Source organism: Paracoccus sp. Arc7-R13 (assembly GCF_004010775.1).
GTDB lineage: Bacteria > Pseudomonadota > Alphaproteobacteria > Rhodobacterales > Rhodobacteraceae > Paracoccus > Paracoccus marcusii.
The window spans coordinates 3,095,272-3,121,823 of record NZ_CP034810.1 but is presented as its reverse complement, the minus strand read 5'-3'; the positions used below and the strand labels follow the sequence as shown (position 1 = coordinate 3,121,823).

Below are 26,552 nucleotides of genomic sequence, written 5' to 3'. Positions count from 1 at the left end.
CGCTAGGTTCGGCGCTTGCAGCGCCAAGCGGCGCTTTCTATAGAGGGCGGATGAAATTTCCGGCGTTCGGATCTCGAATTAGCAGCCCGGTGGCGTGAGGTTTCACGCCGCCGGGTCAGTCTTGTCCGAACATCTCTCAAAGGAACGCCCCGATGGCCGACGCCACGCAGCCCGATTACCGCGATACCGTCTTTCTGCCCCAGACCGAGTTTCCGATGCGTGCGGGCCTACCTGCGCGCGAACCCGAATGGCTGGAGCGGTGGGCGCGCATCGGCGTCTATGACCGCCTGCGGTCCACCGCGGCGGGGCGCAAGCCGTTCGTGCTGCATGATGGCCCGCCTTATGCCAACGGGCATCTGCATATCGGCCACGCGCTGAACAAGACCATCAAGGACATCGTCGTGCGGTCGCACCAGATGATGGGTTTCGATGCGCGCTATGTGCCGGGCTGGGACTGTCACGGCCTGCCGATCGAATGGAAGATCGAGGAGAAGTACCGCAAGGAAGGCCGCGACAAGGACGCGGTCGACATGGTCGAGTTCCGCCAGGAATGCCGCCGCTTTGCGGATGAATGGGTCGACATCCAGCGCGAGGAGTTCAAGCGCCTGGGCGTGACTGGGGCCTGGGACCGGCCCTATCTGACGATGGACTACCACGCCGAGGCCGTCATCGCGGCCGAGTTCATGAAGCTGGTGATGAACGGGTCCCTCTATCAGGGGTCCAAGCCGGTGATGTGGTCGCCCGTGGAAAAGACCGCCCTGGCAGAGGCCGAGGTCGAGTATCACGACCATACCAGCCACACGATCTGGGTGCGGTTCGGGGTGCAGGGGCAGGGCGCCCTATCGGACGCCAAGGTCGTCATCTGGACCACCACCCCCTGGACCATCCCGCAGAACCGCGCCGTCGCGTTCAACCCTCAGATCGCCTATGGCCTCTATCAGGTCGCTGCCGTGGCCGAAGGCTCGACCGCCGTCGCCGGAGAGCGTCTGGTGCTGGCCGATGCGCTGGCCGGGGGGGTGATGGCGCAGGCCAAGGTCACAGGCTTCACCCGCGCGGCGGACGTGACCGCGGCCGATCTGGACGGGCTGATCCTGTCCCACCCCCTGCGCGGAGTCGAGGGAGGCGCGGGCGAGTGGGATTACGACGTCCCCATGCTGCCCGGCGATCATGTCACCGACGAGGCGGGGACGGGCTTCGTCCACACCGCGCCCAGCCATGGCGACGACGACTATCAGCTGGGCCTGCGCTTCAAGCTGCCGATGACCTACAATGTCGAGCCGGACGGCAGCTATCGCAAGGACCTGCCGATCTTCGGCGGCGAGGCGATCGTGGCGCCCGACGGCAAGGACGGCCCGGCCAATGTCAGCGTCATCAAGCAGCTGGCCTGGGCCGGGGCGCTGCTGGCCAAGGGCAAGATCAAGCACTCCTATCCGCACAGCTGGCGGTCCAAGGCGCCGCTGATCTATCGCAACACGCCCCAGTGGTTCGCGGCCATCGACAAGCCCTTGGACGACGGGCTGGGCCAGCATGGCGACACGATCCGGGCGCGGGCGCTGACCTCGATCGACCAGCTGGTCAAGTGGTGGCCCAAGACCGGGCGCAACCGCATCCATTCCATGGTCGAGAACCGCCCCGACTGGGTGCTGTCGCGCCAGCGGGCCTGGGGCGTGCCGCTGACCTGCTTCGTCAAGAAGGGCGCCAAGCCCACCGACGACGACTTCCTGCTGCGCGATGCGCGCCTGAACGACCGGATCGTCGCGGCCTTCGAGGCGGATGGCGCGGATGTCTGGTACAGCGCGGGCTTCAAGGCGCGGATGCTGGACGGGATCGCAGACCCCGAGGCCTATGACCAGGTCATGGACGTGCTGGACGTGTGGTTCGACAGCGGCTCGACCCACAGCTTCGTGCTGCGCGATCGCGAGGATGGCGCACCGGACGGGATCGCCGACGTCTATCTGGAAGGCACCGACCAGCATCGCGGCTGGTTCCAGTCGTCACTGCTGCAGGCGTCAGCCACCAAGGGCCGCGCGCCCTATCGCAACGTGGTCACGCATGGCTTCACGCTGGACGAGAAGGGCATGAAGATGTCCAAGTCGCTTGGCAACACCATCGTGCCCGCCAAGGTGATCGAACAGTACGGCGCCGACATCCTGCGCCTGTGGGTGGCGCAGGCCGATTATACCGCCGACCAGCGGATCGGCCCCGAGATCCTGAAGGGCACCGCCGACAGCTATCGCCGCCTGCGCAACACGCTGCGCTTCCTGCTGGGCGCGCTGGCCGGGTTCGACGATGCCGAACGCATCGAGCCCGCCCAGATGCCCGAGCTGGAGCAGTGGATGCTGCACCGGCTGGCGCAGCTGGACCACCAGGTCCGCCAGGGCTATGCGGCGTTCGATTTCCAGGGCGTGTTCCAGACGCTGTTCCAGTTCTGCACCGTCGATCTGTCGGCCTTCTATTTCGACGTGCGCAAGGACGCGCTGTACTGCGACGCGGCGGACAGCGACCGCAGGCGGGCAGCGCGGGCGGTGCTGGACCTGCTGTTCCATCGGCTGGTGACCTGGCTGGCGCCGATCCTGCCCTTCACGATGGAGGACGTCTGGCTGTCGCGCTTCCCGTCCGAAGATGACAGCGTGCATCTGCATGATTTCGCGCAGACCCCCGCCGATTGGCTCAACGAACCGCTGGCCGCGAAATGGGAGCATGTCCGCCGCGCCCGCCGCGTGGTGACCGCCGCGCTGGAGGTCAAGCGGACCGACAAGACCATCGGCGCCAGCCTGGAGGCCGCGCCCGTCGTCCATGTCGAGGATGCCCAGATGCTGGCCGCGCTGAAGTCGGTGGCCTTCGCGGATGTGTGCATCACGTCGGACCTGTCGCTGACCGCGGACCCCGCGCCCACCGAGGCGTTCCGCATGGCCGAGACCCCGGGCATCGGCGTCGTCTTCGAGACCGCCGAGGGCGAGAAATGCCAGCGCTGCTGGAAGATCCTGCCCGATGTCGGCACGCATGCCCATCCGGGCGTCTGCGCGCGCTGCGACGCGGCCCTGGGATGACCGATGACGACCTGCGCGGGGCGATCCTTGCGCAGGTCGCCCGGTTGCGGCCGGGCACGACCTGCTGCCCCAGCCGGATCGCCCGCGATCTGGCCGATGACTGGCGCCCGCTGATGGACCCGCTGCGGCGGCTGGCGCTGCAGATGGCGGCGGAGGGGAACATCGCCGTCCTGCAGAAGGGGCGCCCCGTGGGGCCCGATCCGCGCGGCCCGATCCGATTGGCGCGGCGCTAGACCAGCCACCACCCCCGTGCCTTCAACTGGTTGCGAATCGTCTTTTCCGGGGCAGGGGTCGGCCTGTCGGCAAAGATCGGGCGCACCTTCTGGCGTCCCTTGTCCTGATAGATCAGCTTGCGCGCAGGCTCCCACTCCCGCAGCACGCGCTTGACCTTCTTGGCGGCGACGGCGCCCTCCAGCGCGGTGATCGCGGCCTCGGGGTCGCGGGCATAGAGGAGCGGCAGCCGGCGGTAATGGCAGGTCACGTCGCCGTCCAGACCGTCCAGCGCAGGGCCGGGCCGCCCGCCGCCCAGGCTGTGGATGACCAGCGGCAGCACCGCCTGGTCCAGCCACGGGTCCATCACCTGGCAGGCCAATGCGTCATGCGGGCTGTCGCGCAAGGCCAGCGCCCAGGCCAGGAACCGCTGGCCGAACTCTGCCGGGTCGGACCCGAAGAACCAGCCTGCGTTGAAGTAAAGATAGCGTTCCCAGTGTTCGTCAGGCTGCGACAGGTCCAGCGTGGGGGCGAAGGACAACCCGAACCGGTCGTAAAGCGATTGCCAGATGCCGTGATATCCCGGGCCGTAAAGCGGCGGCTTGGGCCAGGTCCCCTCGCGCCGCATCGAGGCGGATGGCCGGGCGAAGTCGAAGCGGACCCGGTCCAGTTGCCCGGTGATTAGCGTGTCGGTGTCCAGAAACAGGAACGGTTTGCCCGCAGGCAGGACCGACAGGGCCTCGATCTTGTTGCCCTGGGGATAGGAGGCGCCGAAATGGCGCGCGGTGAACGGCACGATCATGGCGCCGAAATCGGTCAGCAGTTGGCGGCACGGGTCGGATATGGCCGTATCATGCCCGCTCCAGGCGCCGTCGGGGGTGGGTTCGGCGATGAACACCGTGCCCGTGAAGTCCGGGGCATGCGCGCGCAGGCTGGCCATGAAGATCACGGCCTCGAACTCCAGCCGTCCGGCCTGGGCGACGATCAGCAGATTGGGCTGCTTAAGTTTCCTGGGGGGCACCCGACATCCTTTGCGGAACGTGATCGGGTTCAGCCTAGCGATTGTGCGGGGACAGCAAAAGCCCCACCGCAAGGATGGTCCCTGCCACCACTTGATCATCCGGAATGCCGGGAAAGTGGTGGGCGACCCTGGAATCGAACCAGGCGTGGGTCTCCCCGGCGGAGTTACAGTCCGCTGCCGCACCTTGCAGCACGTCGCCCGCCGATCGCTTTCGGCGTGCGGGGTGATTAGCCGCCCCGTCGGGGGGCGTCAAGCGGATTTCCGGGGCTTGCGCGATGCGCGCCCTGCGCGCAGAGAAGGGTCCACAAGGAAAGGAGGCCGCGCATGTCCGACAAGAGCGGAAACGCCAAGAAGCCCACATGGGTCATCGACAAGGAACGCGCCCGGCGCGCGGCCGCCGCCGAGACGGTCTGGCTGTTCGGCCTGCACGCGGTCCGCGACGCACTGGCCAACCCTGTGCGCCAGAAGCTGCGCCTGGTGGTCACCCAGAATGCGCTGGCCCGGCTTGGCGATCTGCACGGGATGGAGCCCGAGATCACCGATCCGCGCATCTTCGACAAGGCCGTGGGGCTGGCCGCCGAAAGCGTCCACCAGGGCGCTGCGCTGGAGGTCAAGCCGCTGAAATGGGGCAGCCTGTCCGAGGTCGCGCTGCGCGAGGCTCCCGGAGAGACGCGGCCGCTGCTGGTCGCGCTGGACCGGGTGACCGACCCGCACAACGTCGGTGCGATCCTGCGGTCGGCCGAGGTGTTCGGCGCGCGCGCGGTCATCGCCCCGCACCGCCATTCCGCCCCCGAGACTGGCGCCCTGGCCAAGACGGCGTCGGGCGCGCTGGAGCGTCAGCCCTATCTGCGCGTGCCGAACCTGGCCGAGGCGCTGACTCAGCTGAAGAACATGGGCTTCATCCTGGTGGGTCTGGACGGCACCGGCACCGAATCATTGCCCGACCTGATGTCGGACCTGTCGGGCAGGGCGGTCTGCCTGGTGATGGGCGCCGAAGGGCCGGGCATGCGGGAGCTGACGATGAAGACCTGCGACCATGTCGCGCGGATTCCCTTTGCTGCCGATTTCGGGTCGCTGAACGTATCGAATGCCGCCGCCGTGGCCCTGTATGCCGCGGGGCGTGCCTGAATATCACATCCCTGCGACGATTATGTCACGCGCGTTGAGATTTGGTCCGGCTGCTGTCAAGTAGACCGGACCGCAACCGTCGAGTCGTCATGAAAGCCTCTGTCCTGTGCCTGCTGATCAGCCTTGCGGCCGCGCTTCCCGCGGCGGCGCAGGACTGGGCCGTGGGCGGGTTCGACCCGGTGGGCTATGCGCAGGCCGGTCGCCCGACCCCGGGGCGCAGCGACATCGCGACGATGTGGAAGGGCCAGTTGTGGCATTTCGCATCCGAGGAGAATCGCGCCCGGTTCGAGGCCAACCCGCGATCCTTTGCCCCGGCGCTGGACGGGATGTGCCCTGTGTCCATCGTGGACGGACGTCCGCAGATGGGTGATCCGCGCCACTTCGCGGTGGTGGCGGGCAGGCTGTACCTGCTGGAATCAGGTGCCGCGGAACGGCGCCTGTCCAGTGACCCCGCCGGGATCGTGGCAGAGGCTCAGCGCCTGTGGCGCTGACGCTGGCGACACAAGAATCACAAATGCGTGAGCGGGGTGGAACTTTTCTGCCTGATGCCCATTTACACCGCATGGCATGACCCCGGAACGGTCATGTCCAGATCACTGTCCCTCGTTCCGCGACTTGCGCCCGGCCATCGTATGGACCGGGCGCTTTTTCTATGAGAGGCTGCAACCTGCGGCTGCGGCCCGGAGGAGGGACGATCATGGACATCCACACGGACGAGGATCACGACATCGCGCGCATCGCCCGCGACACCAAGGTCGTGGCGATGGTGGGCCTGTCCCCCAACGAGGCGCGGCCAAGCTGGGGCGTCGCCCGCTATCTGCAGTCCCAAGGCATCCGCGTCATCCCGATCAATCCCGGTCACGACGGCCAGACCATCCTGGGAGAGCGCGTCTATGCGACGCTGGCCGACATTCCGGCCGCCGAAGGGGTGCAGCTTGTCGACATCTTCCGCCGCTCGGACGCGGTGGGGCAGGTGGTCGACGAGGCGCTGGCCCATCTGCCCGACCTGCAGGTGATCTGGACCCAGCTTGGCGTGCGCGACGACGCGGCCGCCGAACGTGCCCGCGCACGCGGCATCACCGTGGTTCAGGACCGCTGCCCCAAGATCGAGTTTCCGCGCCATCTGTAGCGGTCCGATATCTGCTTGACGGGCGGACAGGGTGGCACTAATCAGGCCCGACCTCAGGGGTATAGCTCAGTTGGTAGAGCATCGGTCTCCAAAACCGAGGGTCGTGGGTTCGAGTCCCCCTGCCCCTGCCAGGTCCTTCCGCCAGACCTGCGTCCTGACCGCGATCAGGGTTGAAAAGCCGGGCGTGCCCGGCTAGACCCGCGGTCGCATTTGCCCAAGGAGCCGCCCGTGGCCAATCCCGTCCAGTTCATCAACCAGGTCCGCGCCGAAGCCGCCAAGATTTCCTGGCCGACGCGCCGCGAGGTGATCACCACGACCATCATGGTCCTGATCTTCGCCTCGATCACCAGCCTGTTCTTCTTCCTGGTCGACCTGACGATCCGCACCGGTCTGACGCAGGGGCTGCGCCTGATCAGCGGCTGATCGGGGCTTGCAATTGCGGGCGGGGGGCGGTATTTCCCCCCGACTGTCCGGGACACGGCGTGCATCGAATGCGCATGCGCGCCGATTTGCATATTTCCGGACGACATGGAATTCAAAGGGTTGGCGCGCTGTCCGCGTGATTCCCGAAAGATGAGCAGGGGTCGATCGAGACATGGCAAAACGTTGGTATTCGGTCAGCGTCCTGTCGAACTTCGAAAAGAAGGTCGCCGAGGCGATTCGCCAGTCCGTCGCCGAGAAGGGCCTGGACGACCAGATCGACGAGGTCCTGGTCCCGACCGAGGAAGTGATCGAGATCCGTCGCGGCAAGAAGGTGACGTCCGAGCGCCGCTTCATGCCCGGCTATGTGCTGGTGCACATGGAGATGTCGGACCGGACCTATCACCTGGTCAACTCGATCAACCGCGTCACCGGCTTTCTGGGCGCGCAGGGCAAACCGATGCCGATGCGCGACGACGAAGTGAACATGATGCTGCACCGCTCGGACGACGGCGCACCCGCCGCGCCGCGCAACTTGATCCGCTTTGACGTGGGCGAAAAGGTCAGCGTGACCGACGGCCCGTTCGAGGGGTTCTCCGGGATGGTCGAGGAGATCGACGAGATTTCCTCGCGCATCAAGGTGACGGTGTCGATCTTTGGCCGGCCGACGCCGGTCGAACTGGAATTCACGCAGGTTTCGAAATCTTCGTGATCGGCTGCGGGAGGCCGTGAGGCCGCACCGCTAAATCGGCCCCCGCGCGGGGCTTGATGACAAAGGAGAAGGCCAGATGGCCAAGAAAGTTGTTGGCAGCCTGAAGCTGCAGATCAAGGCGGGCCAAGCGAACCCGTCGCCCCCCGTCGGCCCGGCCCTGGGTCAGCGCGGCATCAATATCATGGCGTTCTGCAAAGAGTTCAACGCCAAGACCCAGGAGATGGAGCAGGGTTCGCCCGTGCCCGTCGTCATCACCTATTATGCCGACAAGTCGTTCACCTTCGAGACGAAGACGCCGCCCGCGTCCTTCCTGCTCAAAAAGGCAGCCGGCCTGAAGCCGGTCGGCAAGCGCAACCGCGCCAAGGGTTCGGACAAGCCGGGCCGTGCCACCGCAGGCACCGTGACGGTCAAGCAGATCCGCGAGATCGCCGAGACCAAGATGAAGGACCTGTCGGCGAACGACGTGGATGCCGCGATGAAGATCATCGTCGGTTCCGCCCGGTCGATCGGCATCGAGGTGAGGGGCTGATCATGGCAAACGTTTCCAAGAAGAAGACCGCCGCCCGCGCCGCCTTCGAAGGCAAGGCCAACCTGACCGTCGAGGACGCCGTCAAGCTGGTCAAGGCACAGGCCTCGGCCAAGTTCGACGAGACCGTCGAGATCGCGCTGAACCTGGGCGTCGACCCGCGTCACGCCGACCAGATGGTCCGCGGCGTGGTGACCCTGCCCGCAGGCACCGGCAAGGACGTCCGCGTCGCCGTGTTCGCCCGTGGCCCCAAGGCTGACGAAGCCAAGGCCGCCGGTGCGGACATCGTCGGCGCCGAGGACCTGATGGAGACCATCCAGTCCGGCAAGATCGAGTTCGACCGTTGCATCGCGACGCCGGACATGATGCCGCTGGTCGGCCGTCTGGGCAAGATCCTGGGACCGCGCAACCTGATGCCGAACCCCAAGGTCGGCACCGTGACGATGGACGTGAAATCGGCCGTCGAAGCAGCCAAGGGCGGCGAAGTCCAGTTCAAGGCCGAGAAGGCGGGCGTCGTCCATGCCGGCATCGGCAAGGTCTCGTTCGACGAGGACAAGCTGGCCCAGAACCTGCGCGCCTTCGTGGACGCAGTCAGCCGCGCCAAGCCGACGGGTGCCAAGGGCACCTACATGAAAAAGGTCTCGATCAGCTCGACCATGGGTCCGGGCGTGTCGATCGACGTGGTCTCTGCGACCGCGAACTGACCACAGGAATTTCCCCGCCGGACAAGGGCGGGGAATGGCGGGGCCGCACGCGGCCCTGTCCTGTCCGAGACGGAGGGTGCGGGGGAAACCTTGCTTAATTGCCTTCCTGAGATGGGGAAGCGTTTTTCCGAAGGCCCAGTCCTTCGGGTGATCTTGCCCTAACGGACCCGACCCGGTCCCGTTCGAGACCGGGAAAAGTGAGAGCCGGGGGGAAACCCCCAACTTGGAGTGAAACCGTGGATAGAGCACAGAAAGAACAGCTGGTCGAGGAACTCGGCCAGATCTTCGAAAGCTCTGGCGTCGTGGTGGTTGCCCACTACGAGGGGATGACGGTTGCACATATGCAGGACCTCCGCGCGCGCATGCGCGAAGCGGGTGGTTCGGTTCGCGTTGCCAAGAACAAGCTCGCCAAGATCGCCCTGGAAGGAAAGCCTTGCGCAAGCATCGCCGACTACCTGACGGGCATGACCGTGATCACCTATTCGGAGGATCCGACCGCTGCTGCGCGGATCGCCGACAAGTACGCCAAGGATAACGATCGTTTCGTGATCCTGGGCGGTGCGATGGGTGGTTCGGCCCTGGATCCGGCCGGTGTGAAAGCCGTCGCCTCGATGCCGTCGCGTGATGAGCTGATCGCTCAGATCGTGTCGTGCCTCGGTGCGCCCGCTTCGAACATCGCCGGTGCCATTGGCGCGCCTGCTTCGAACATCGCGAGCATCCTCACGACCCTCGAGGAACGTGAGGCTGCGTAAGCAACCTATTCCCGACTGGTGGTTGAAGACCCGACGTTGGAACATTAACTGGAAAGAACGGAAAAATGGCTGATCTGAAGAAACTCGCCGAAGAAATCGTGGGCCTGACCCTGCTGGAAGCCCAGGAACTGAAGACCATCCTGAAGGATGAGTACGGCATCGAGCCGGCTGCCGGTGGCGCCGTCATGATGGCTGGCCCCGCTGCTTCGGCAGAAGCCGCCGAAGAGAAGACCGAATTCGACGTCGTCCTGGTCGAAGCCGGCGCCAACAAGATCAACGTGATCAAGGAAGTTCGCGGCATCACCGGTCTGGGCCTGAAAGAAGCCAAGGACCTGGTCGAAGCCGGCGGCAAGGTCAAAGAAGGCGCTTCCAAGGCCGACGCCGAAGAAGTGAAGAAGAAGCTGGAAGCAGCCGGCGCCAAGGTCGAGCTGAAGTAATCGATCCTTTGATCGGTTGAAGACAGGCAGGGTCCGGGGTTTCCCGGTCCCTGCCGAACCTGTCTTGAAGGGCGGTCCGGCTGGCGGACATTCCTTCAGGGCATGTTCGAGGTTCGGGAGCCGCGCGGTGGGACGCGTGGCACGAATGGAACCTCACCCCTGCATTCGTAGGTGCGTTCCGGGGGCCCCGACCCGGACGCGCGCGAAGACGAAAGGTGACAAGACCCCATGGCGCAAGCTTATGTCGGCCAAAAGCGGATCCGCCGCTATTATGGCAACATCCGTGAAGTTCTGGAGATGCCGAACCTGATCGAGGTTCAGAAATCCTCCTATGACCTGTTCCTGAACTCGGGCGAGGGCAGCGGTCATAACGATGGTGACGGCATCCAGGGCGTGTTCCAGTCGGTGTTCCCGATCAAGGACTTCAACGAGACGGCCACGCTGGAGTTCGTCAAGTACGAGCTGGAGAAGCCGAAATACGACGTGGACGAGTGCCAGCAGCGCGACATGACCTATGCCGCGCCGCTTAAGGTCACCCTGCGTCTGATCGTGTTCGATGTCGACGAGAACACCGGGGCGAAATCCGTCAAGGACATCAAGGAGCAGGACGTCTTCATGGGCGACATGCCCCTGATGACGACGAACGGCACGTTCATCGTGAACGGCACCGAGCGCGTGGTCGTCAGCCAGATGCACCGCAGCCCGGGCGTGTTCTTCGACCATGACCGCGGCAAGACCCATTCCTCGGGCAAGCTGCTGTTCGCCTGCCGCATCATTCCCTATCGCGGCTCGTGGCTGGACTTCGAATTTGACGCCAAGGACCTGGTGTTCGCTCGGATCGACCGCCGCCGCAAGCTGCCGGTGACGACGCTGCTCTATGCCCTGGGCATGGATCAGGAGGCGATCATGGACGCGTTCTACGAGACCGTGACCTACTCCCTGCGCCGCGAGGGGCGCGAGCAGGGCTGGGTGACGCGGTTCTTCCCGGAGCGCGTGCGCGGCACCCGGCCTGCCTATGACCTGGTGAACGCCGATACCGGCGAGGTCATCACGAAGGCCGGCGAGAAGGTCACCCCGCGCCTTGTGAAGAAGCTGCTGGAATCCGAAGAGCAGCTGAACCTGTTCGTCCCGTTCGAGCGCATCGTCGGCCGCTTCGTCGCCAAGGACATCGTCAACGACCAGACCGGCTTCATCTATGCCGAGGCCGGCGACGAGATCACCGCGGAATACGACAAGCAGGGCGAGATGACCGGCGGCCTGCTGAAGGTGCTGCTGGACAACGACATCACCGACGTGCCGGTTCTGGACATCGACCACGTCAACGTGGGTCCCTACATCCGCAATACGATGGCGGCCGACAAGAACATGGGCCGCGAAGGCGCGCTGATGGACATCTATCGCGTCATGCGCCCGGGCGAGCCGCCCACCGTCGAGGCCGCGTCGAACCTGTTCAACTCGCTGTTCTTCGACAGCGAGCGTTACGACCTGTCCGCCGTGGGCCGGGTCAAGATGAACATGCGCCTTGATCTGGACGCCCCTGACACGCAGCGCACGCTGCGCCACGAGGACATCGTGTCCTGCATCAGCGGCCTGGTCGAACTGCGCGACGGCAAGGGCGAGATCGACGACATCGACCACCTGGGCAACCGCCGGGTGCGTTCGGTCGGCGAGCTGATGGAGAACCAGTACCGTGTCGGCCTGCTGCGCATGGAGCGTGCCATCCGCGAGCGCATGTCCGGCGTCGAGATCGACACCGTCATGCCGCAGGACCTGATCAACGCGAAACCCGCAGCGGCGGCGGTGCGTGAATTCTTCGGCTCCAGCCAGCTGTCGCAGTTCATGGACCAGACGAACCCGCTGTCCGAAGTGACGCACAAGCGTCGCCTGTCGGCCCTTGGGCCGGGCGGTCTGACACGCGAACGCGCAGGCTTCGAGGTTCGCGACGTCCACCCGACCCATTACGGCCGGATGTGCCCGATCGAGACGCCGGAAGGCCAGAACATTGGCCTGATCAACAGCCTTGCCACCTTTGCACGGGTGAACAAGTACGGCTTCATCGAGACGCCCTATCGCAAGGTGGTCGACGGTCACGTGACCGACGACGTCGTCTATATGTCCGCGACCGAGGAGATGCGTCACACCGTGGCGCAGGCCAACGCGACCCTGGACGAGAACGGCAACTTCACCGACGAGCTGATCTCGACCCGCCAGTCGGGCGACTTCATGCTGAACCCGGTAGATGCGGTCGACCTGATCGACGTGTCGCCCAAGCAACTGGTTTCGGTCGCGGCCGCGCTCATCCCGTTCCTTGAGAATGACGACGCCAACCGCGCGCTGATGGGCTCGAACATGCAGCGTCAGGCCGTGCCTCTGCTGCGTGCCGAGGCGCCGTTCGTGGGCACCGGCATGGAAGCCACCGTGGCGCGCGATTCGGGCGCCGCGATCATGGCGCGCCGCGGCGGCATCATCGACCAGGTCGATGCGCAGCGGATCGTGGTCCGGGCGACCGAGGACATGGGCGCGGGCGACGCGGGCGTGGACATCTATCGTCTGCGCAAGTTCAAGCGTTCGAACCAGTCCTCGACCATCAACCAGCGCCCGCTGGTGAAGGTCGGAGAGAAAGTCGTGGCCAACCAGGTCATCGCGGACGGTCCCTCGACCGACCAGGGCGAACTGGCGATCGGCCGGAACGTGGTCGTCGCCTTCATGCCGTGGAACGGCTACAACTACGAGGACTCGATCCTGATCTCCGAGCGGATCCACCGCGATGATGTGTTCACCTCGATCCATATCGATGAATACGAGGTTGCGGCCCGCGACACCAAGCTGGGGCCGGAAGAGATCACCCGTGACATCCCGAACGTGGGCGAAGAAGCCCTGCGCAACCTGGATGAAGCCGGCATCGTCTATATCGGCGCCGAATGCGGTCCGGGTGACATCCTGGTGGGCAAGATCACCCCCAAGGGCGAAAGCCCGATGACGCCGGAAGAAAAGCTGCTGCGTGCCATCTTCGGTGAGAAGGCGTCCGACGTCCGCGACACCTCGCTGCGTCTGCCGCCGGGTGCCTATGGCACGATCGTCGAGGTCCGGGTGTTCAACCGCCACGGCGTCGACAAGGACGAGCGTGCCCTGCAGATCGAGCGCGAGGAAGTCGAGCGTCTGGCGCGCGACCGCGACGACGAACAGGGCATCCTGGACCGCAACATCTATGCGCGTCTGAAGACCCTGATCCTGGGCAAGACCGCCCTGAAGGGGCCGAAAGGCATCAAGTCGGGGACGGAGATCACCGAGGAGCTGCTGGGCACCATGTCCCGCGGCCAGTGGTGGCAGCTGGCCGTCAGCGAAGAGGACATCGCCAAGGATGTCGAGGCGCTGAACGGTCAGTACGACACCCAGAAGAAGCTGCTGGAGGCCCGCTTCGAGGACAAGGTCGAGAAGGTCCGTCAGGGCGACGACCTGCCGCCGGGCGTGATGAAGATGGTCAAGGTGTTCGTCGCCGTGAAGCGCAAGCTTCAGGCGGGGGACAAGATGGCCGGTCGTCACGGCAACAAGGGCGTCGTGTCCAAGGTCGTCCCGATGGAGGACATGCCGTTCCTGGCGGACGGCACTCCCGTCGACCTGGTTCTGAACCCCCTGGGCGTGCCGTCGCGCATGAACGTGGGTCAGATCCTGGAGACCCACATGGGTTGGGCCAGCCGCGCCCTGGGCCTCAAGATCGACGAGGCGCTGGAAGAGTATCGCCGCAACGGCGACATGACTCCGGTCCGCGAGGCGATGCGCATCGGTTACGGCGACGAGCTGTATTCCGAGATGTTCGACGGCCTGGACGACGAGACCCTGCGCGAGCATGCGGGCACCGTCCGCACGGGCGTGCCGATCGCGACGCCGGTCTTCGACGGCGCCAAGGAGGCCGACGTCAACGACGCGCTGACCCGTGCCGGGTTCGACACGTCGGGCCAGTCGGTGGTGTTCGATGGCCGTTCGGGCGAACAGTTCGCCCGCAAGGTCACCGTGGGCATGAAGTACGTCCTGAAGCTGCACCACCTGGTCGACGACAAGATGCACGCGCGTTCCACGGGTCCGTACTCGCTGGTCACGCAGCAGCCCCTGGGCGGCAAGGCCCAGTTCGGCGGCCAGCGTCTTGGCGAGATGGAGGTCTGGGCCCTGGAAGCCTATGGCGCGGCCTACACGCTGCAGGAAATGCTGACGGTCAAGTCGGACGACGTCGCCGGCCGCACGAAGGTCTATGAGTCCATCGTCAAGGGCGAGGACAACTTCGAGGCGGGCGTGCCGGAATCGTTCAACGTGCTGGTCAAGGAGGTCCGGGGTCTGGGCCTCAACATGGAACTCCTGGATGCGGACGAGGAGGAGTGAGGGCCCGCGCCCTCACCACCCCTTCCTCCGTGCCCTTCATTAGGAATTGAGAATGAACCAGGAACTCGCCACCAACCCCCTGAACCCGCTGGCCCCGCCGCGGCAGTTCAATGAAATCAAGATCTCGCTGGCCTCGCCCGAAGAAATTCTGGCCTGGTCCTTCGGCGAGGTGAAGAAGCCCGAGACCATCAACTACCGCACGTTCAAGCCCGAGCGTGACGGCCTGTTCTGCGCGCGCATATTTGGTCCGATCAAGGACTATGAGTGCCTGTGCGGCAAGTACAAGCGCATGAAGTATCGCGGCCTGGTCTGCGAGAAATGCGGCGTCGAGGTGACCCTGCAGAAGGTCCGCCGCGAGCGGATGGGCCATATCGAACTGGCCGCGCCGGTCGCGCATATCTGGTTCCTGAAGTCGCTGCCGTCGCGCATCGGCCTGATGCTGGACATGACGCTGCGCGATCTGGAGCGGATCCTCTACTTCGAGAACTATGTCGTTATCGAGCCGGGTCTGACCGACCTGACCTATGGCCAGCTGCTGTCCGAGGAAGAGTTCCTGGACGCGCAGGACAACTTCGGTGCCGACGCCTTCCAGGCGGATATCGGTGCCGAGGCCATCCGTGCGATGCTGTCGAACATCGACCTGGCGGCGACCGCCGACCAGCTGCGCGAGGACCTGAAGGCCGCCACCGGCGAGCTGAAGCCGAAGAAGATCATCAAGCGCCTGAAGATCGTCGAGAGCTTCCTGGAATCGGGCAACCGTCCGGAATGGATGGTCCTGACCGTGATCCCGGTCATTCCGCCGGAACTGCGCCCGCTGGTCCCGCTGGACGGCGGCCGGTTCGCCACGTCGGACCTGAACGACCTGTATCGGCGCGTCATCAACCGCAACAACCGCCTCAAGCGGCTGATCGAGCTGCGTGCGCCCGACATCATCGTGCGCAACGAAAAGCGCATGCTGCAGGAATCGGTCGACGCGCTGTTCGACAACGGCCGTCGCGGCCGCGTCATCACCGGGAACAACCGTCGCCCGCTGAAGTCGCTGTCCGACATGCTGAAGGGCAAACAGGGCCGCTTCCGCCAGAACCTTCTGGGCAAGCGCGTCGACTTTTCGGGTCGTTCGGTCATCGTGACCGGTCCCGAGCTGAAGCTGCATCAGTGCGGCCTGCCGAAGAAGATGGCCCTGGAGCTGTTCAAGCCGTTCATTTATTCGCGGCTTGAGGCGAAGGGTCTGTCCAGCACCGTCAAGCAGGCCAAGAAGCTGGTCGAGAAGGAGCGCCCCGAAGTCTGGGACATCCTGGACGAGGTCATCCGCGAGCACCCGGTCCTGCTGAACCGTGCGCCCACGCTGCACCGTCTTGGCATCCAGGCATTCGAGCCGATCCTGATCGAGGGCAAGGCGATCCAGCTGCACCCGCTGGTCTGTTCGGCCTTCAACGCCGACTTCGACGGCGACCAGATGGCCGTGCACGTGCCCCTGTCGCTGGAGGCGCAGCTGGAAGCGCGCGTCCTGATGATGTCGACGAACAACGTGCTGTCGCCCGCCAACGGCGCGCCGATCATCGTGCCGTCGCAGGACATGATCCTGGGCCTGTACTACGTCTCGATGCAGCGTGACGGCATGAAGGGCGAGGGCATGGCCTTTGCCAACATCGACGAGGTCGAGCATGCCCTGGCCGCCGGCGAGGTGCATCTGCACGCCAAGATCCAGGCGCGCCTGAAGCAGATCGACCAGAACGGCAACGAGGTCTGGAAGCGTTTCGAGACCACCCCGGGCCGCCTGCGGCTTGGCGGTCTGCTGCCGCTGAACGCCAAGGCGCCGTTCGAGCTGGTCAACCGCCTGCTGCGCAAGAAGGACGTGCAGGTCGTCATCGACACCGTCTACCGCTACTGCGGCCAGAAGGAATCGGTGATCTTCTGCGACCAGATCATGGGTCTGGGCTTCCGCGAGGCCTTCCGTGCCGGCATCAGCTTCGGCAAGGACGACATGGTCGTGCCCGACACCAAGTGGACCATCGTCGGCGAGGTCCAGGAGCAGGTGAAGGAGTTCGAACAGCAGTATCTGGACGGCCTGATCACCCAGGGCGAGAAGTACAACAAGGTCGTGGACGCCTGGTCGAAGTGCAACGACCGCGTGACCGAGGCCATGATGTCCACCATCTCGGCCAACAAGCGCGACGAGAACGGCGCCGAGATGGAGCCGAACTCTGTCTACATGATGGCGCATTCCGGTGCGCGGGGTTCGGTCAACCAGATGAAGCAGCTGGGCGGCATGCGGGGCCTGATGGCCAAGCCGTCGGGCGAGATCATCGAGACGCCGATCATCTCGAACTTCAAGGAAGGTCTGACCGTTCTTGAATACTTCAACTCGACCCACGGCGCCCGGAAGGGTCTGTCGGACACCGCGTTGAAGACCGCGAACTCGGGCTATCTGACGCGTCGTCTGGTCGACGTCGCCCAGGACTGCATCATCCGCGAGCATGACTGCGGAACCGAGCGCGCGATCACCGCATCCGCCGCCGTGAACGACGGCGAGGTCATCAGCCCGCTGGCCGAGCGCGTGCTAGGCCGGACCGCGGCCGAGGACGTGCTGGTGCCGGGCGAGGACGAGATCATCGTCCGCGCCAACGAGGTGATCGACGAACGCAAGGCCGACGCCATCGAGGCGGCGGGCGTGCAGTCCGTGCGCATCCGTTCGGCGCTGACCTGCGAATCCGAGGACGGGATCTGCGCGCTGTGCTATGGCCGCGATCTGGCCCGCGGCACGCTGGTCAACATCGGCGAGGCTGTCGGCATCATCGCCGCGCAGTCGATCGGCGAACCGGGCACCCAGCTGACGATGCGGACCTTCCACATCGGCGGCATCGCGCAGGGTGGCCAGCAGTCGTTCCAGGCCGCCTCGCACGAGGGTACGATCGCCTTCCGCAACGAGAGCATCCTGGAAAACGCCAATGGCGAGCAGGTCGTGATGTCGCGCAACATGCAGATTCTGGTCATGGACGATCAGGGGCAGGAGCGCGCCAGCCACAAGCTGTTCTACGGCTCCAAGCTGTTCGTGAAGGAAGGCGAGCGGGTCATCCGCGGCGCGAAGCTGTTCGAATGGGACCCCTATACCCTGCCGATCATCGCGGAGAAGGGCGGCATCGCCAAGTTCGTCGACCTGCTGTCGGGGATCTCGGTCCGCGACGAGACCGACGATGCGACGGGCATGACCCAGAAGATCGTCACCGACTGGCGGTCGGCCCCCAAGGGCAACGACCTCAAGCCCGAGATCATCATCATGGACGCCAACGGCGAACCGGTGCGCAACGACCAGGGCAACCCGGTCAGCTATCCGATGTCGGTGGATGCCGTGCTGTCGATCGAGGACGGCCAGGAGATCAAGCCCGGCGACGTGGTGGCCCGCATCCCGCGCGAAGGCGCGCGGACCAAGGACATCACCGGTGGTCTGCCGCGCGTGGCGGAACTGTTCGAGGCGCGTCGTCCCAAGGATCACGCGATCATCGCCGAGATCGACGGCTATGTCCGCTTCGGCAAGGACTACAAGAACAAGCGCCGCATCACGCTGGAGCCGTCCGAGGAGGGTCTGACCCCCGTCGAGTACATGGTGCCGAAAGGCAAGCACATCCCGGTGCAGGAAGGCGACTTCGTGCAGAAGGGTGACTACATCATGGACGGCAATCCTGCGCCGCATGACATCCTGCGCATCATGGGGATCGAGGCCTTGGCCGACTATCTCATCGACGAGGTGCAGGACGTCTATCGACTGCAGGGCGTGAAGATCAACGACAAGCACATCGAGGTGATCGTTCGCCAGATGCTGCAGAAGATCGAGATCCTGGACGGCGGCGACACCACGCTGCTGAAGGGCGAGAACGTCGAGCGTGACGAGTTCGTCGAGGAGAACGCCAAGATCGAGGCACGCGGCGGACGTCCCGCCACGGGCGAGCCTGTCCTGCTGGGCATCACCAAGGCCAGCCTGCAGACCCGCAGCTTCATCTCGGCCGCCTCCTTCCAGGAGACGACCCGCGTGCTGACCGAGGCTGCCGTCCAAGGCAAGCGCGACAAGCTGGTCGGTCTCAAGGAGAACGTCATCGTGGGCCGCCTGATCCCGGCGGGCACCGGTGGTGCGACCACGCGCGTTCGCCGCATCGCGACCGAACGCGACGCCGAGGTGATCGAGGCACGCCGCGCCGAGGCCGAGGCTGCCGCAGCCCTGGCCGCGCCCGAGCCGTCCTTCGCCACCCCGGCGGCCGATCCGGTGGATCTGCCGCAGGACGGCAGCGACGATTGATCGCGACGCCTGACTGATGATGCAAAGGCCCGGCACCCAGTGCCGGGCCTTTGTCTTTTGGGTTGACCGCCCTTGCGGGCTGCACATACTGCATCTGCCGTTCAAGGAACCGTGATGCGCATGCAAGCCCTGGGTCTGTGCCGTTTCCCCCTGCCGGTGCAGGGCGGGTTGCAGATCGTGGCACGAGACGCCCAGGCCCGCATGGGCCGCCATTCCGAACCCCTCACGATGCGGAAGGGCCAGCGTCGTCCGATTGTCGGCATGGTCCAGCCTTCCGTGTGTGACACCGATGGCGGAGTCGGCAATCAGGCCGATCGGGGCCTGTTGCGTCAGCATCCTGTCACTGTCGGCAATGCCGATGCGCGAGTGTCGATCGACCGGTCCAAGGCGCAGCCGACATCCGTGCCCGCACCGCGTCCCGCACGGGCAGGGCGGTTGCGGCACCCCGCGCAGGATGCCGACAGCGGGGATCCTCCGGCGGCCTGACCCGTCGCCGCAAGCCCCCTGCCATCCTGTTCCGGAAAGCCGCCATGTCCACGCCCCTGATGTCCCCGCTGCGCCGCACGCGGCCCGCCTCGATCCGGCCAGAACCGCTACAACCGGGCGACAACCTGCGCGGGGCAGGGCTGATGACGCTGTCGATGATGGGGTTCACCTGCAACGATGCGATCATCAAGTTCGTGGTCCAGGACATTCCGCTGTACCAGGCGATCACGCTGCGGGGGGTGTTCGTGCTGCTGGCCCTGATGATCCTCGCGCAGCGTGCGGGGGGCCTGCGGCTGCGCATTCCGGCCCCCGCCCGCGCGCCGATGGTCCTGCGGCTGGTCGGAGAGATCGGCTCGACCCTGCTGTTCCTGAACGCGCTGCAGCGCATGGCCATCGGCGACCTGACGGCGGTGATGCAGTCGCTGCCGCTGGTGGTGATGCTGGGGGCGGCGCTGTTCTTCAAGGAGACCCTGGGCTGGCGGCGCATCCTGGCGGTGGGGGTGGGCATGCTGGGTGTGCTGATCATCCTGCGTCCGGGCAGCGGCACGTTCGGCATCTGGTCGCTGGTCGCGCTTGGGGCGATGCTGCTGGTCGCGGTGCGCGACCTGTCGACGCGCCAGTTCGGGCGCGACATCAGTTCGAACACCATCGCGTTCTATGGCGCGGTGCTGGTCACGCTGACCGGGTTCGTCCTCAGCCTGGGGCAGGGCTGGGTGATGCCGCAGCTGTGGCACCTTGCCCTGCTGGCCCTGGGCAGCGCCTTCCTGACCGTCGGTTACCTGTGCGCCGTGGCCGCCATGCGCGTCGGAGAGATCGCGGCCGTATCGCCCTTCCGCTATACCTCGCTGCTGATGGCCATCTTTCTGGGACTGGTGATCTTCGGCGACTGGCCGGACCTCTGGACCTGGGTCGGATCGGCCCTTGTCGTGGGGGCGGGCATCTATACCATCTGGCGCGAGGCTCAACTGGGACGGCGGCGCTGATGCGGGTGCAGATGCTGGGACTGTGCCGCTTTTCTTATCTGGGACTGCGCGGCTATCAGGTCGAACATGACAGCATCGCGGCGCGCCGTGCCTATCTGTACGATCCCGACCGGCTGGCCCGGCGCTGGCTGTGGTTCCAGACCGTGGCCCTGCCGGGTTGGCTGGCGCAGACTGATCCAGACTTCACGCTGGTGATCATGACCGGGCCGGACCTGCCCGAACCCTGGCTGGGCCAGCTGCGCGACCTGTGCGACCGGGTGCCGCAGCTGCGCCTGTCGCTGGTGCCGGCGATGGACTATCACCTGGAGGCCTGTCACGCGGCGGTGGCGCCGCATCTGGACCCGGATGCGCAGGTGATCGGTCATTTCCGCCATGACGACGACGATGCGGTGGCTGTCGATTACATCGCCCGCGCGCGCGCCGATTTTGCGCGCGTCAGCCCGCTGTGGCAGGTCGAGGGCAAGCTGTCGCTGGACTATGGGCGCGGCCTGATCATCGCGGCGCGCGACGGTCAGCTGAAGATCACCCCGCGGATCTGTCACAACATGGGGGTTGCGCTGACAATCTTCCTGGCGCCCGACGCACCGCGGACGGCGCTGCATTTCAACCACACCAAGCTGGCGCAGTGGATGCCGGGGGTTCAGGTGACGCGACCCCTGATGTTCATCCGCTCGATTCATGCCGACAGCGATTCCGGCGACATGGGGCCGGGCCTGCCCTGGCAGCCCGAGGAGGGCACGATGAACAGGCTGCTGCGCAGCCGTTTCGGCCTGCGCCGGGCGGATCTGGCCGCGCTGGCGCGCAGCCTGGGCTAGGCCGCAGGGCCATGGGGGCTTGTTGACAGGGGCGGGGATTCCCCCTATGACCACGCGACCCGGCGGGAAACCGCATCGGGTGCCAGAACCTGTGAGGTCAGGGTCCGGGCAGAACAGCCTCGATCCTCTGGAATTATGCCCGTCAGCCCTTTATGGGCGGGACGGGCTTGGCATTTTGCGATTCGCGCAGGATGCCGTCGAGAAGCGGCGCAACCGGTGGGTTGCGAGTATTGACAGAGCAAGACGGGGAACCGAATGCCGACGATCCAACAGCTGATCCGCAAGCCGCGGCAGCCGAGAGTGCAGCGGTCTAAATCCATGCACCTTCAGGGCTGCCCGCAGAAACGCGGTGTCTGCACGCGCGTCTACACCACGACGCCGAAGAAGCCGAACTCCGCTATGCGTAAGGTGGCCAAGGTCCGCCTGACGAATGGCTTCGAGGTCATCTCCTACATCCCGGGCGAAAAGCACAACCTGCAGGAACACAGCGTCGTGCTGATCCGCGGCGGCCGCGTCAAGGACCTTCCGGGTGTCCGTTACCACATCCTGCGCGGTGTGCTGGATACCCAGGGCGTCAAAGACCGTCGTCAGCGTCGTTCGAAATACGGCGCGAAGCGTCCGAAGTAAGGAGAGGCATCCATGTCACGTCGTCACGCCGCTGAGAAGCGCGATGTCCTGCCCGACGCCAAGTATGGCGATCGCGTGCTGACCAAATTCATGAACAACCTGATGGTTGACGGCAAGAAGTCGATTGCCGAGCGGATCGTCTACAACGCGCTGGAGCGCGTCGAGACCCGCCTCAAGCGCGAGCCCATCGAGGTCTTCCACGAGGCGCTGGAAAACGTGAAGCCGTCCGTCGAGGTGCGTTCGCGCCGCGTCGGTGGTGCCACGTACCAGGTCCCGGTCGAAGTCCGTCCGATCCGCCGCGAGGCGCTGGCCATCCGCTGGCTGATCACGGCCGCGGCCAAGCGCAACGAGAACACGATGGAAGAGCGCCTTGCGGGCGAGCTGTCCGATGCCGTCAACGGCCGCGGAACCGCCGTCAAGAAGCGCGAAGACACGCACAAGATGGCCGACGCCAACAAGGCGTTCAGCCACTACCGCTGGTAAGGCGAAAGGATCCACTTCATGGCACGCGAATATCAGCTTCCGCGTTATCGCAACTTCGGCATCATGGCCCACATCGATGCCGGCAAGACGACGACGACCGAGCGCATCCTTTACTACACCGGCAAGTCGCACAAGATCGGCGAAGTGCATGACGGCGCTGCGACCATGGACTGGATGGAGCAAGAGCAGGAGCGCGGCATCACGATCACGTCTGCCGCGACCACCACGTTCTGGCAGCGTCAGGAAGACCCCACCACCGAGGGGACTTCGGACACGAAGTACCGCTTCAACATCATCGACACCCCCGGCCACGTGGACTTCACCATCGAGGTCGAGCGTTCGCTGGCGGTTCTGGACGGCGCGATCTGTCTGTTGGACGCCAACGCCGGCGTCGAACCGCAGACCGAGACCGTCTGGCGTCAGGCCGACCGCTACAAGGTTCCGCGGATCGTGTTCGTCAACAAGATGGACAAGATCGGCGCGGACTTCTTCAACTGCGTCCGTATGATCAAGGACCGCACCGGCGGCATCCCTTGCCCGATCGCCCTGCCGATCGGCGCCGAGGACAAGCTGGAAGGCATCGTCGACCTGATCAAGATGGAAGAGTGGGTGTGGGAAGGCGAAGATCTGGGCGCGTCCTGGGTCCGCAAGCCCATCCGTGACGAGCTGAAGGACCTGGCCGACGAGTGGCGCTCGAACATGATCGAGCTGGCCGTCGAGATGGACGACGCCGCCATGGAAGCCTACCTGGAGGGCAACGAGCCCGACGAGGAGACGCTGCGCGCGCTGATCCGCAAGGGCACGCTGTCGCTGTCGTTCTTCCCCGTCACCGCAGGTTCGGCGTTCAAGAACAAGGGCGTGCAGCCCCTGCTGAACGCGGTCATCGACTTCCTGCCGAACCCGCTGGACGTGCCGGCCTACATGGGCTTCACCCCGGGCGACGAGACCGAGACGCGCAACATCGAACGCCGTGCGGACGATGCGATGCCCTTCTCGGGCCTGGCGTTCAAGATCATGAACGACCCGTTCGTCGGCTCGCTGACCTTCACGCGCATCTATTCGGGCGTGATGAAGAAGGGCGATCAGCTGCTGAACGCCACCAAGGGCAAGCGCGAGCGCGTCGGCCGCATGATGATGATGCACTCGATCAACCGCGAGGAGATCGAGGAGGCCTTTGCAGGCGACATCATCGCGCTGGCCGGTCTGAAGGACACCACCACGGGCGACACCCTGTGCGATCCGGCCAAGCCGGTGGTCCTGGAGACCATGACCTTCCCCGAGCCGGTGATCGAGATCGCCGTCGAGCCCAAGTCGAAGGCCGACCAGGAGAAGATGGGCCTGGCCCTTCAGCGCCTGTCGGCGGAAGACCCGTCCTTCCGTGTGGAAACCGATCTTGAATCGGGCCAGACGATCATGAAGGGCATGGGCGAGCTTCACCTCGACATCCTGGTCGACCGCATGAAGCGCGAGTTCAAGGTCGAGGCGAACATCGGTGCGCCGCAGGTGGCCTATCGCGAGACCATCTCGCAGTCGGCCGACATCGACTACACGCACAAGAAGCAGACCGGTGGTACGGGCCAGTTCGCCCGCATCAAGCTGACCATCACCCCGACCGAGCCGGGCGAAGGCTATTCGTTCGAATCGAAGATCGTGGGCGGTGCGGTGCCGAAGGAATACATCCCCGGCGTCGAGAAGGGCATCAAGTCCGTCATGGACTCGGGCCCGCTGGCAGGCTTCCCGGTCATCGACTTCAAGGTCGCGCTGACGGACGGTGCGTTCCACGACGTCGACTCCTCGGTCCTGGCGTTCGAGATCGCGGCCCGTGCCGCGATGCGCGAAGGCCTGCGCAAGGCCGGCGCCAAGCTGCTGGAGCCGATCATGAAGGTCGAGGTCGTCACGCCGGAAGAGTATACCGGTTCGATCATCGGCGACCTGACCAGCCGTCGTGGCATGGTCCGGGGGCAGGACAGCCGCGGCAACGCGAACGTCATCGACGCCTTCGTGCCGCTGGCCAACATGTTCGGCTACATCAACAACCTGCGTTCGATGTCGTCCGGCCGTGCTGTGTTCTCGATGCAGTTCGACCACTACGAGGCCGTTCCGCAGAACATCTCGGACGAGATCCAGAAGAAATACGCCTGATCTTGCGGCGGGGCGTCACGCCCCGCCACTTTACAAGCATTGAAGAACAAGGAGCCATTCCATGGCAAAGGCAAAGTTTGAACGGAACAAACCGCACGTCAACATCGGCACGATCGGCCACGTTGACCACGGCAAGACGACGCTGACGGCGGCCATCACGAAGTACTTCGGCGAATTCCGCGCCTATGACCAGATCGACGGCGCGCCCGAAGAGAAGGCCCGCGGGATCACGATCTCGACCGCGCACGTGGAATACGAATCCGAGACGCGCCACTATGCGCATGTCGACTGCCCGGGCCACGCCGACTACGTCAAGAACATGATCACCGGTGCCGCCCAGATGGACGGCGCGATCCTGGTCGTGAACGCCGCCGACGGCCCGATGCCGCAGACGCGCGAGCACATCCTGCTGGGTCGCCAGGTGGGCATCCCCTACATGGTCGTCTACCTGAACAAGGTCGACCAGGTGGATGACGAGGAACTGCTGGAACTGGTCGAGATGGAAGTCCGCGAGCTGCTGAGCTCGTACGACTATCCGGGCGACGACATCCCGATCATCAAGGGTTCGGCGCTGGCAGCCATGGAAGGCCGCGACAACGCCATCGGCGAGGATTCGATCCGCGCGCTGATCGCCGCCGTCGACGAGTACATCCCGACCCCCGAGCGTGCGATCGACCAGCCGTTCCTGCTGCCGATCGAGGACGTGTTCTCGATCTCGGGCCGCGGCACCGTGGTCACCGGCCGCATCGAGCGCGGCGCGGTCAACGTGGGCGACGAACTGGAGATCGTGGGCATCCGCGACACCAAGAAGACCACCTGCACGGGCGTCGAGATGTTCCGCAAGCTGCTGGACCGCGGTGAGGCCGGCGACAACGTGGGCGTCCTGCTGCGCGGCATCGACCGTGACGGCGTCGAGCGCGGCCAGGTCCTGGTCAAGCCGAAGTCGGTCACCCCGCACACCCAGTTCGAGGCCGAGGCCTACATCCTGACCAAGGAAGAGGGCGGCCGCCACACGCCGTTCTTCGCGAACTACCGCCCGCAGTTCTACTTCCGGACCACGGACGTCACCGGCACCGTCAAGCTGCCCGAGGGCACCGAGATGGTGATGCCCGGCGACAACCTGAAGTTCGAGGTCGAACTGATCGCCCCGATCGCGATGGAAGAGAAGCTGCGCTTCGCCATCCGCGAAGGCGGCCGCACCGTCGGCGCAGGCGTCGTCTCCAAGATCATCAAGTGATCCAGGGCCCGAACGGGCCAAGGAATGCTGATGCTGCCGGATGATCCTTTCGGGGATATCGCGGCGGACAGGGCCACCCTTCGGGGTGGCCCTTGTCGTTTGTGTCTGGCGACGGTGCCAATATGGATGACATGACAAAAAAGTCGCGTTGACCGACGCGGGGCCGCACGCGAGACTGCAGGTCAGGAACAGGACATGATCAAGCTGATGTGCCAGATCTTTGCCGGGCAGCACCCGGACCGCTATGAGACCGTCACCCGCCGTTTGCGCCTGAACGGCCAGTCGACATCGATCCGGCTGGAGCGTGCATTCTGGTGCATCCTGGACCGCATCGCCGCCCGCGAAGGCGTGACGACGCCCGCCTTCATCTCCAAGCTGCACGCCGAAGTGCTGGAGCTACACGGAGAGGCGCGGAACTTCACCTCGCTGCTGCGCTGCGCCTGCACGATATATCTGGGTGAGGACGACGTCGCCCCGGCCATCGCCGCGGAGTGACACGAATATTTTCGCTGTAGTAATCCGATACTACCCGGCCCGTCCCCAAGCCCCTAGCCTCGATCAGGCAAGACACGTGCAGGGAGGGCCAGATGGCCAAGTACATCCACTCGATGATCCGCGTTCTGGACGAGGCGGCCTCGGTCGATTTCTATGACCGCTGCTTTGGACTGAAGGTGGCCGAGCGGCTGGATTTCGAGAAATTCACGCTGATCTACCTGTCCAATGGCGAAAGCGGGACCGAGCTGGAGCTGACCGTCAACAAGGGCCGCACCGAACCCTATGACCTGGGCGACGGCTATGGGCACGTGGCCTTTTCGGTCGACGATGTCGATGCGACCCACGCCCGGTTGGAGGAGACCGGCTTTGCCCCCCGCAAGCTGGTCGATTTCGCGCCGGGCGGCGAGGTGATCGCCCGCTTCTTCTTCATCAAGGACCCGGACGGATACGAGATCGAGGTCCTGCAGCGGGGCGGCCGCTACAGCTGATCAGCCTGCCGCGCCCTTGGGAGGGGGCGCGGGACCACATCA

23 protein-coding genes and 2 tRNA genes are annotated in these 26,552 nt (G+C 65.2%); 23 read left to right on the top strand and 2 right to left on the bottom strand.

Translation table 11 applies throughout. The annotated features are described in order from the left end of the window. The first annotated feature begins 152 nt into the window (after positions 1-152). Positions 153-3,050: an isoleucine--tRNA ligase gene (gene ileS, locus EOJ32_RS15475; protein WP_127899140.1), complete on the top strand. Its 2,898-nt coding sequence runs from the start codon at positions 153-155 to the stop codon at positions 3,048-3,050. After that, a complete protein-coding gene (locus EOJ32_RS15470; RefSeq protein WP_127899139.1) occupies positions 3,047-3,283 on the top strand; it encodes a DUF3253 domain-containing protein in 237 nt (78 codons plus the stop codon). Before ileS ends, EOJ32_RS15470 begins: the two co-directional genes overlap by 4 nt. Here the strand turns inward: EOJ32_RS15470 and EOJ32_RS15465 are convergent. Together EOJ32_RS15465 and EOJ32_RS15460 are read right to left on the bottom strand one after the other, a co-directional pair. Continuing rightward, positions 3,280-4,281 (bottom strand): hypothetical protein, encoded by a 1,002-nt coding sequence (locus EOJ32_RS15465; RefSeq protein ID WP_127899138.1) that lies wholly within the window; start codon positions 4,279-4,281, stop codon positions 3,280-3,282. The two genes, EOJ32_RS15470 and EOJ32_RS15465, sit on opposite strands and share 4 nt — an antisense overlap. A 116-nt stretch (positions 4,282-4,397) precedes the next feature. Further along, positions 4,398-4,481, bottom strand: a tRNA-Tyr gene (locus EOJ32_RS15460). A 124-nt stretch (positions 4,482-4,605) separates the two neighbouring features. Between EOJ32_RS15460 and rlmB the strand changes: the two genes are divergently transcribed. The 21 genes from rlmB to EOJ32_RS15355 all read left to right on the top strand — a co-directional run bounded on the left by rlmB (position 4,606) and on the right by EOJ32_RS15355 (position 26,510). After that, on the top strand, positions 4,606-5,409 hold the full coding sequence (gene rlmB / locus EOJ32_RS15455) for a 23S rRNA (guanosine(2251)-2'-O)-methyltransferase RlmB (RefSeq protein WP_045981381.1): 804 nt from the start codon (positions 4,606-4,608) through the stop codon (positions 5,407-5,409). A gap of 89 nt (positions 5,410-5,498) precedes the next feature. Beyond that, positions 5,499-5,900, top strand: a complete 402-nt coding sequence (locus tag EOJ32_RS15450; RefSeq protein WP_045981380.1) for a YHS domain-containing (seleno)protein — start codon at positions 5,499-5,501, stop codon at positions 5,898-5,900. Positions 5,901-6,106: 206 nt separating this feature from the next. Then, positions 6,107-6,538: a CoA-binding protein gene (locus tag EOJ32_RS15445; RefSeq protein ID WP_045981379.1), complete on the top strand. Its 432-nt coding sequence runs from the start codon at positions 6,107-6,109 to the stop codon at positions 6,536-6,538. A gap of 55 nt (positions 6,539-6,593) precedes the next feature. Further along, positions 6,594-6,669 (top strand) — tRNA-Trp (locus tag EOJ32_RS15440). Between the two features lie 97 nt (positions 6,670-6,766). Then, positions 6,767-6,961 carry a preprotein translocase subunit SecE gene (gene secE, locus EOJ32_RS15435; RefSeq protein ID WP_042249102.1) on the top strand — a complete coding sequence of 65 codons (195 nt, stop codon included), beginning with the start codon at positions 6,767-6,769 and terminating at the stop codon, positions 6,959-6,961. Positions 6,962-7,133: 172 nt separating this feature from the next. Then, a complete protein-coding gene (gene nusG / locus EOJ32_RS15430; protein ID WP_045981378.1) occupies positions 7,134-7,670 on the top strand; it encodes a transcription termination/antitermination protein NusG in 537 nt (178 codons plus the stop codon). A 76-nt stretch (positions 7,671-7,746) separates the two neighbouring features. Next, the gene (gene rplK, locus EOJ32_RS15425; protein ID WP_045981377.1) at positions 7,747-8,199 is read left to right on the top strand and encodes a 50S ribosomal protein L11; all 453 of its coding nucleotides are present in this window, start codon (positions 7,747-7,749) and stop codon (positions 8,197-8,199) included. A 2-nt stretch (positions 8,200-8,201) separates the two neighbouring features. Further along, on the top strand, positions 8,202-8,900 hold the full coding sequence (gene rplA / locus EOJ32_RS15420) for a 50S ribosomal protein L1 (protein ID WP_046001339.1): 699 nt from the start codon (positions 8,202-8,204) through the stop codon (positions 8,898-8,900). A 236-nt stretch (positions 8,901-9,136) separates the two neighbouring features. After that, the gene (gene rplJ, locus EOJ32_RS15415; RefSeq protein ID WP_045981375.1) at positions 9,137-9,652 is read left to right on the top strand and encodes a 50S ribosomal protein L10; all 516 of its coding nucleotides are present in this window, start codon (positions 9,137-9,139) and stop codon (positions 9,650-9,652) included. A 65-nt stretch (positions 9,653-9,717) separates the two neighbouring features. Further along, the gene (rplL, locus tag EOJ32_RS15410) at positions 9,718-10,089 is read left to right on the top strand and encodes a 50S ribosomal protein L7/L12 (RefSeq protein WP_042249114.1); all 372 of its coding nucleotides are present in this window, start codon (positions 9,718-9,720) and stop codon (positions 10,087-10,089) included. Between the two features lie 228 nt (positions 10,090-10,317). Further along, positions 10,318-14,463 (top strand): DNA-directed RNA polymerase subunit beta, encoded by a 4,146-nt coding sequence (gene rpoB / locus EOJ32_RS15405; RefSeq protein ID WP_046001340.1) that lies wholly within the window; start codon positions 10,318-10,320, stop codon positions 14,461-14,463. A 52-nt stretch (positions 14,464-14,515) separates the two neighbouring features. Then, positions 14,516-18,754 carry a DNA-directed RNA polymerase subunit beta' gene (rpoC, locus tag EOJ32_RS15400; RefSeq protein WP_045981373.1) on the top strand — a complete coding sequence of 1,413 codons (4,239 nt, stop codon included), beginning with the start codon at positions 14,516-14,518 and terminating at the stop codon, positions 18,752-18,754. Positions 18,755-18,868: 114 nt separating this feature from the next. Beyond that, positions 18,869-19,240 carry a hypothetical protein gene (locus tag EOJ32_RS15395; RefSeq protein ID WP_045981372.1) on the top strand — a complete coding sequence of 124 codons (372 nt, stop codon included), beginning with the start codon at positions 18,869-18,871 and terminating at the stop codon, positions 19,238-19,240. Between the two features lie 44 nt (positions 19,241-19,284). Further along, positions 19,285-20,223, top strand: coding sequence for a DMT family transporter (locus EOJ32_RS15390; RefSeq protein ID WP_127899137.1), 939 nt, complete (start codon positions 19,285-19,287; stop codon positions 20,221-20,223). Continuing rightward, the gene (locus EOJ32_RS15385; RefSeq protein WP_045981371.1) at positions 20,223-21,038 is read left to right on the top strand and encodes a glycosyltransferase; all 816 of its coding nucleotides are present in this window, start codon (positions 20,223-20,225) and stop codon (positions 21,036-21,038) included. The genes EOJ32_RS15390 and EOJ32_RS15385 overlap by 1 nt, the downstream gene beginning before the upstream one ends. Positions 21,039-21,293: 255 nt before the next feature. Beyond that, complete coding sequence (gene rpsL, locus EOJ32_RS15380) at positions 21,294-21,665, top strand: 30S ribosomal protein S12 (RefSeq protein ID WP_042252808.1); 372 nt, start codon at positions 21,294-21,296, stop codon at positions 21,663-21,665. Between the two features lie 12 nt (positions 21,666-21,677). Continuing rightward, entirely contained in the window at positions 21,678-22,148 is a 471-nt protein-coding gene (gene rpsG, locus EOJ32_RS15375) for a 30S ribosomal protein S7 (protein WP_042252807.1), read from the top strand. Positions 22,149-22,166: 18 nt separating this feature from the next. Then, complete coding sequence (fusA, locus tag EOJ32_RS15370) at positions 22,167-24,290, top strand: elongation factor G (RefSeq protein WP_045981370.1); 2,124 nt, start codon at positions 22,167-22,169, stop codon at positions 24,288-24,290. A gap of 61 nt (positions 24,291-24,351) precedes the next feature. Beyond that, positions 24,352-25,527, top strand: a complete 1,176-nt coding sequence (gene tuf, locus EOJ32_RS15365) for an elongation factor Tu (RefSeq protein ID WP_045983513.1) — start codon at positions 24,352-24,354, stop codon at positions 25,525-25,527. 207 nt (positions 25,528-25,734) lie between these two features. Then, the gene (locus EOJ32_RS15360; RefSeq protein WP_046001342.1) at positions 25,735-26,022 is read left to right on the top strand and encodes a ribbon-helix-helix domain-containing protein; all 288 of its coding nucleotides are present in this window, start codon (positions 25,735-25,737) and stop codon (positions 26,020-26,022) included. A 92-nt stretch (positions 26,023-26,114) separates the two neighbouring features. Then, positions 26,115-26,510: a VOC family protein gene (locus EOJ32_RS15355; RefSeq protein WP_127899136.1), complete on the top strand. Its 396-nt coding sequence runs from the start codon at positions 26,115-26,117 to the stop codon at positions 26,508-26,510. Positions 26,511-26,552: the final 42 nt, after the last annotated feature.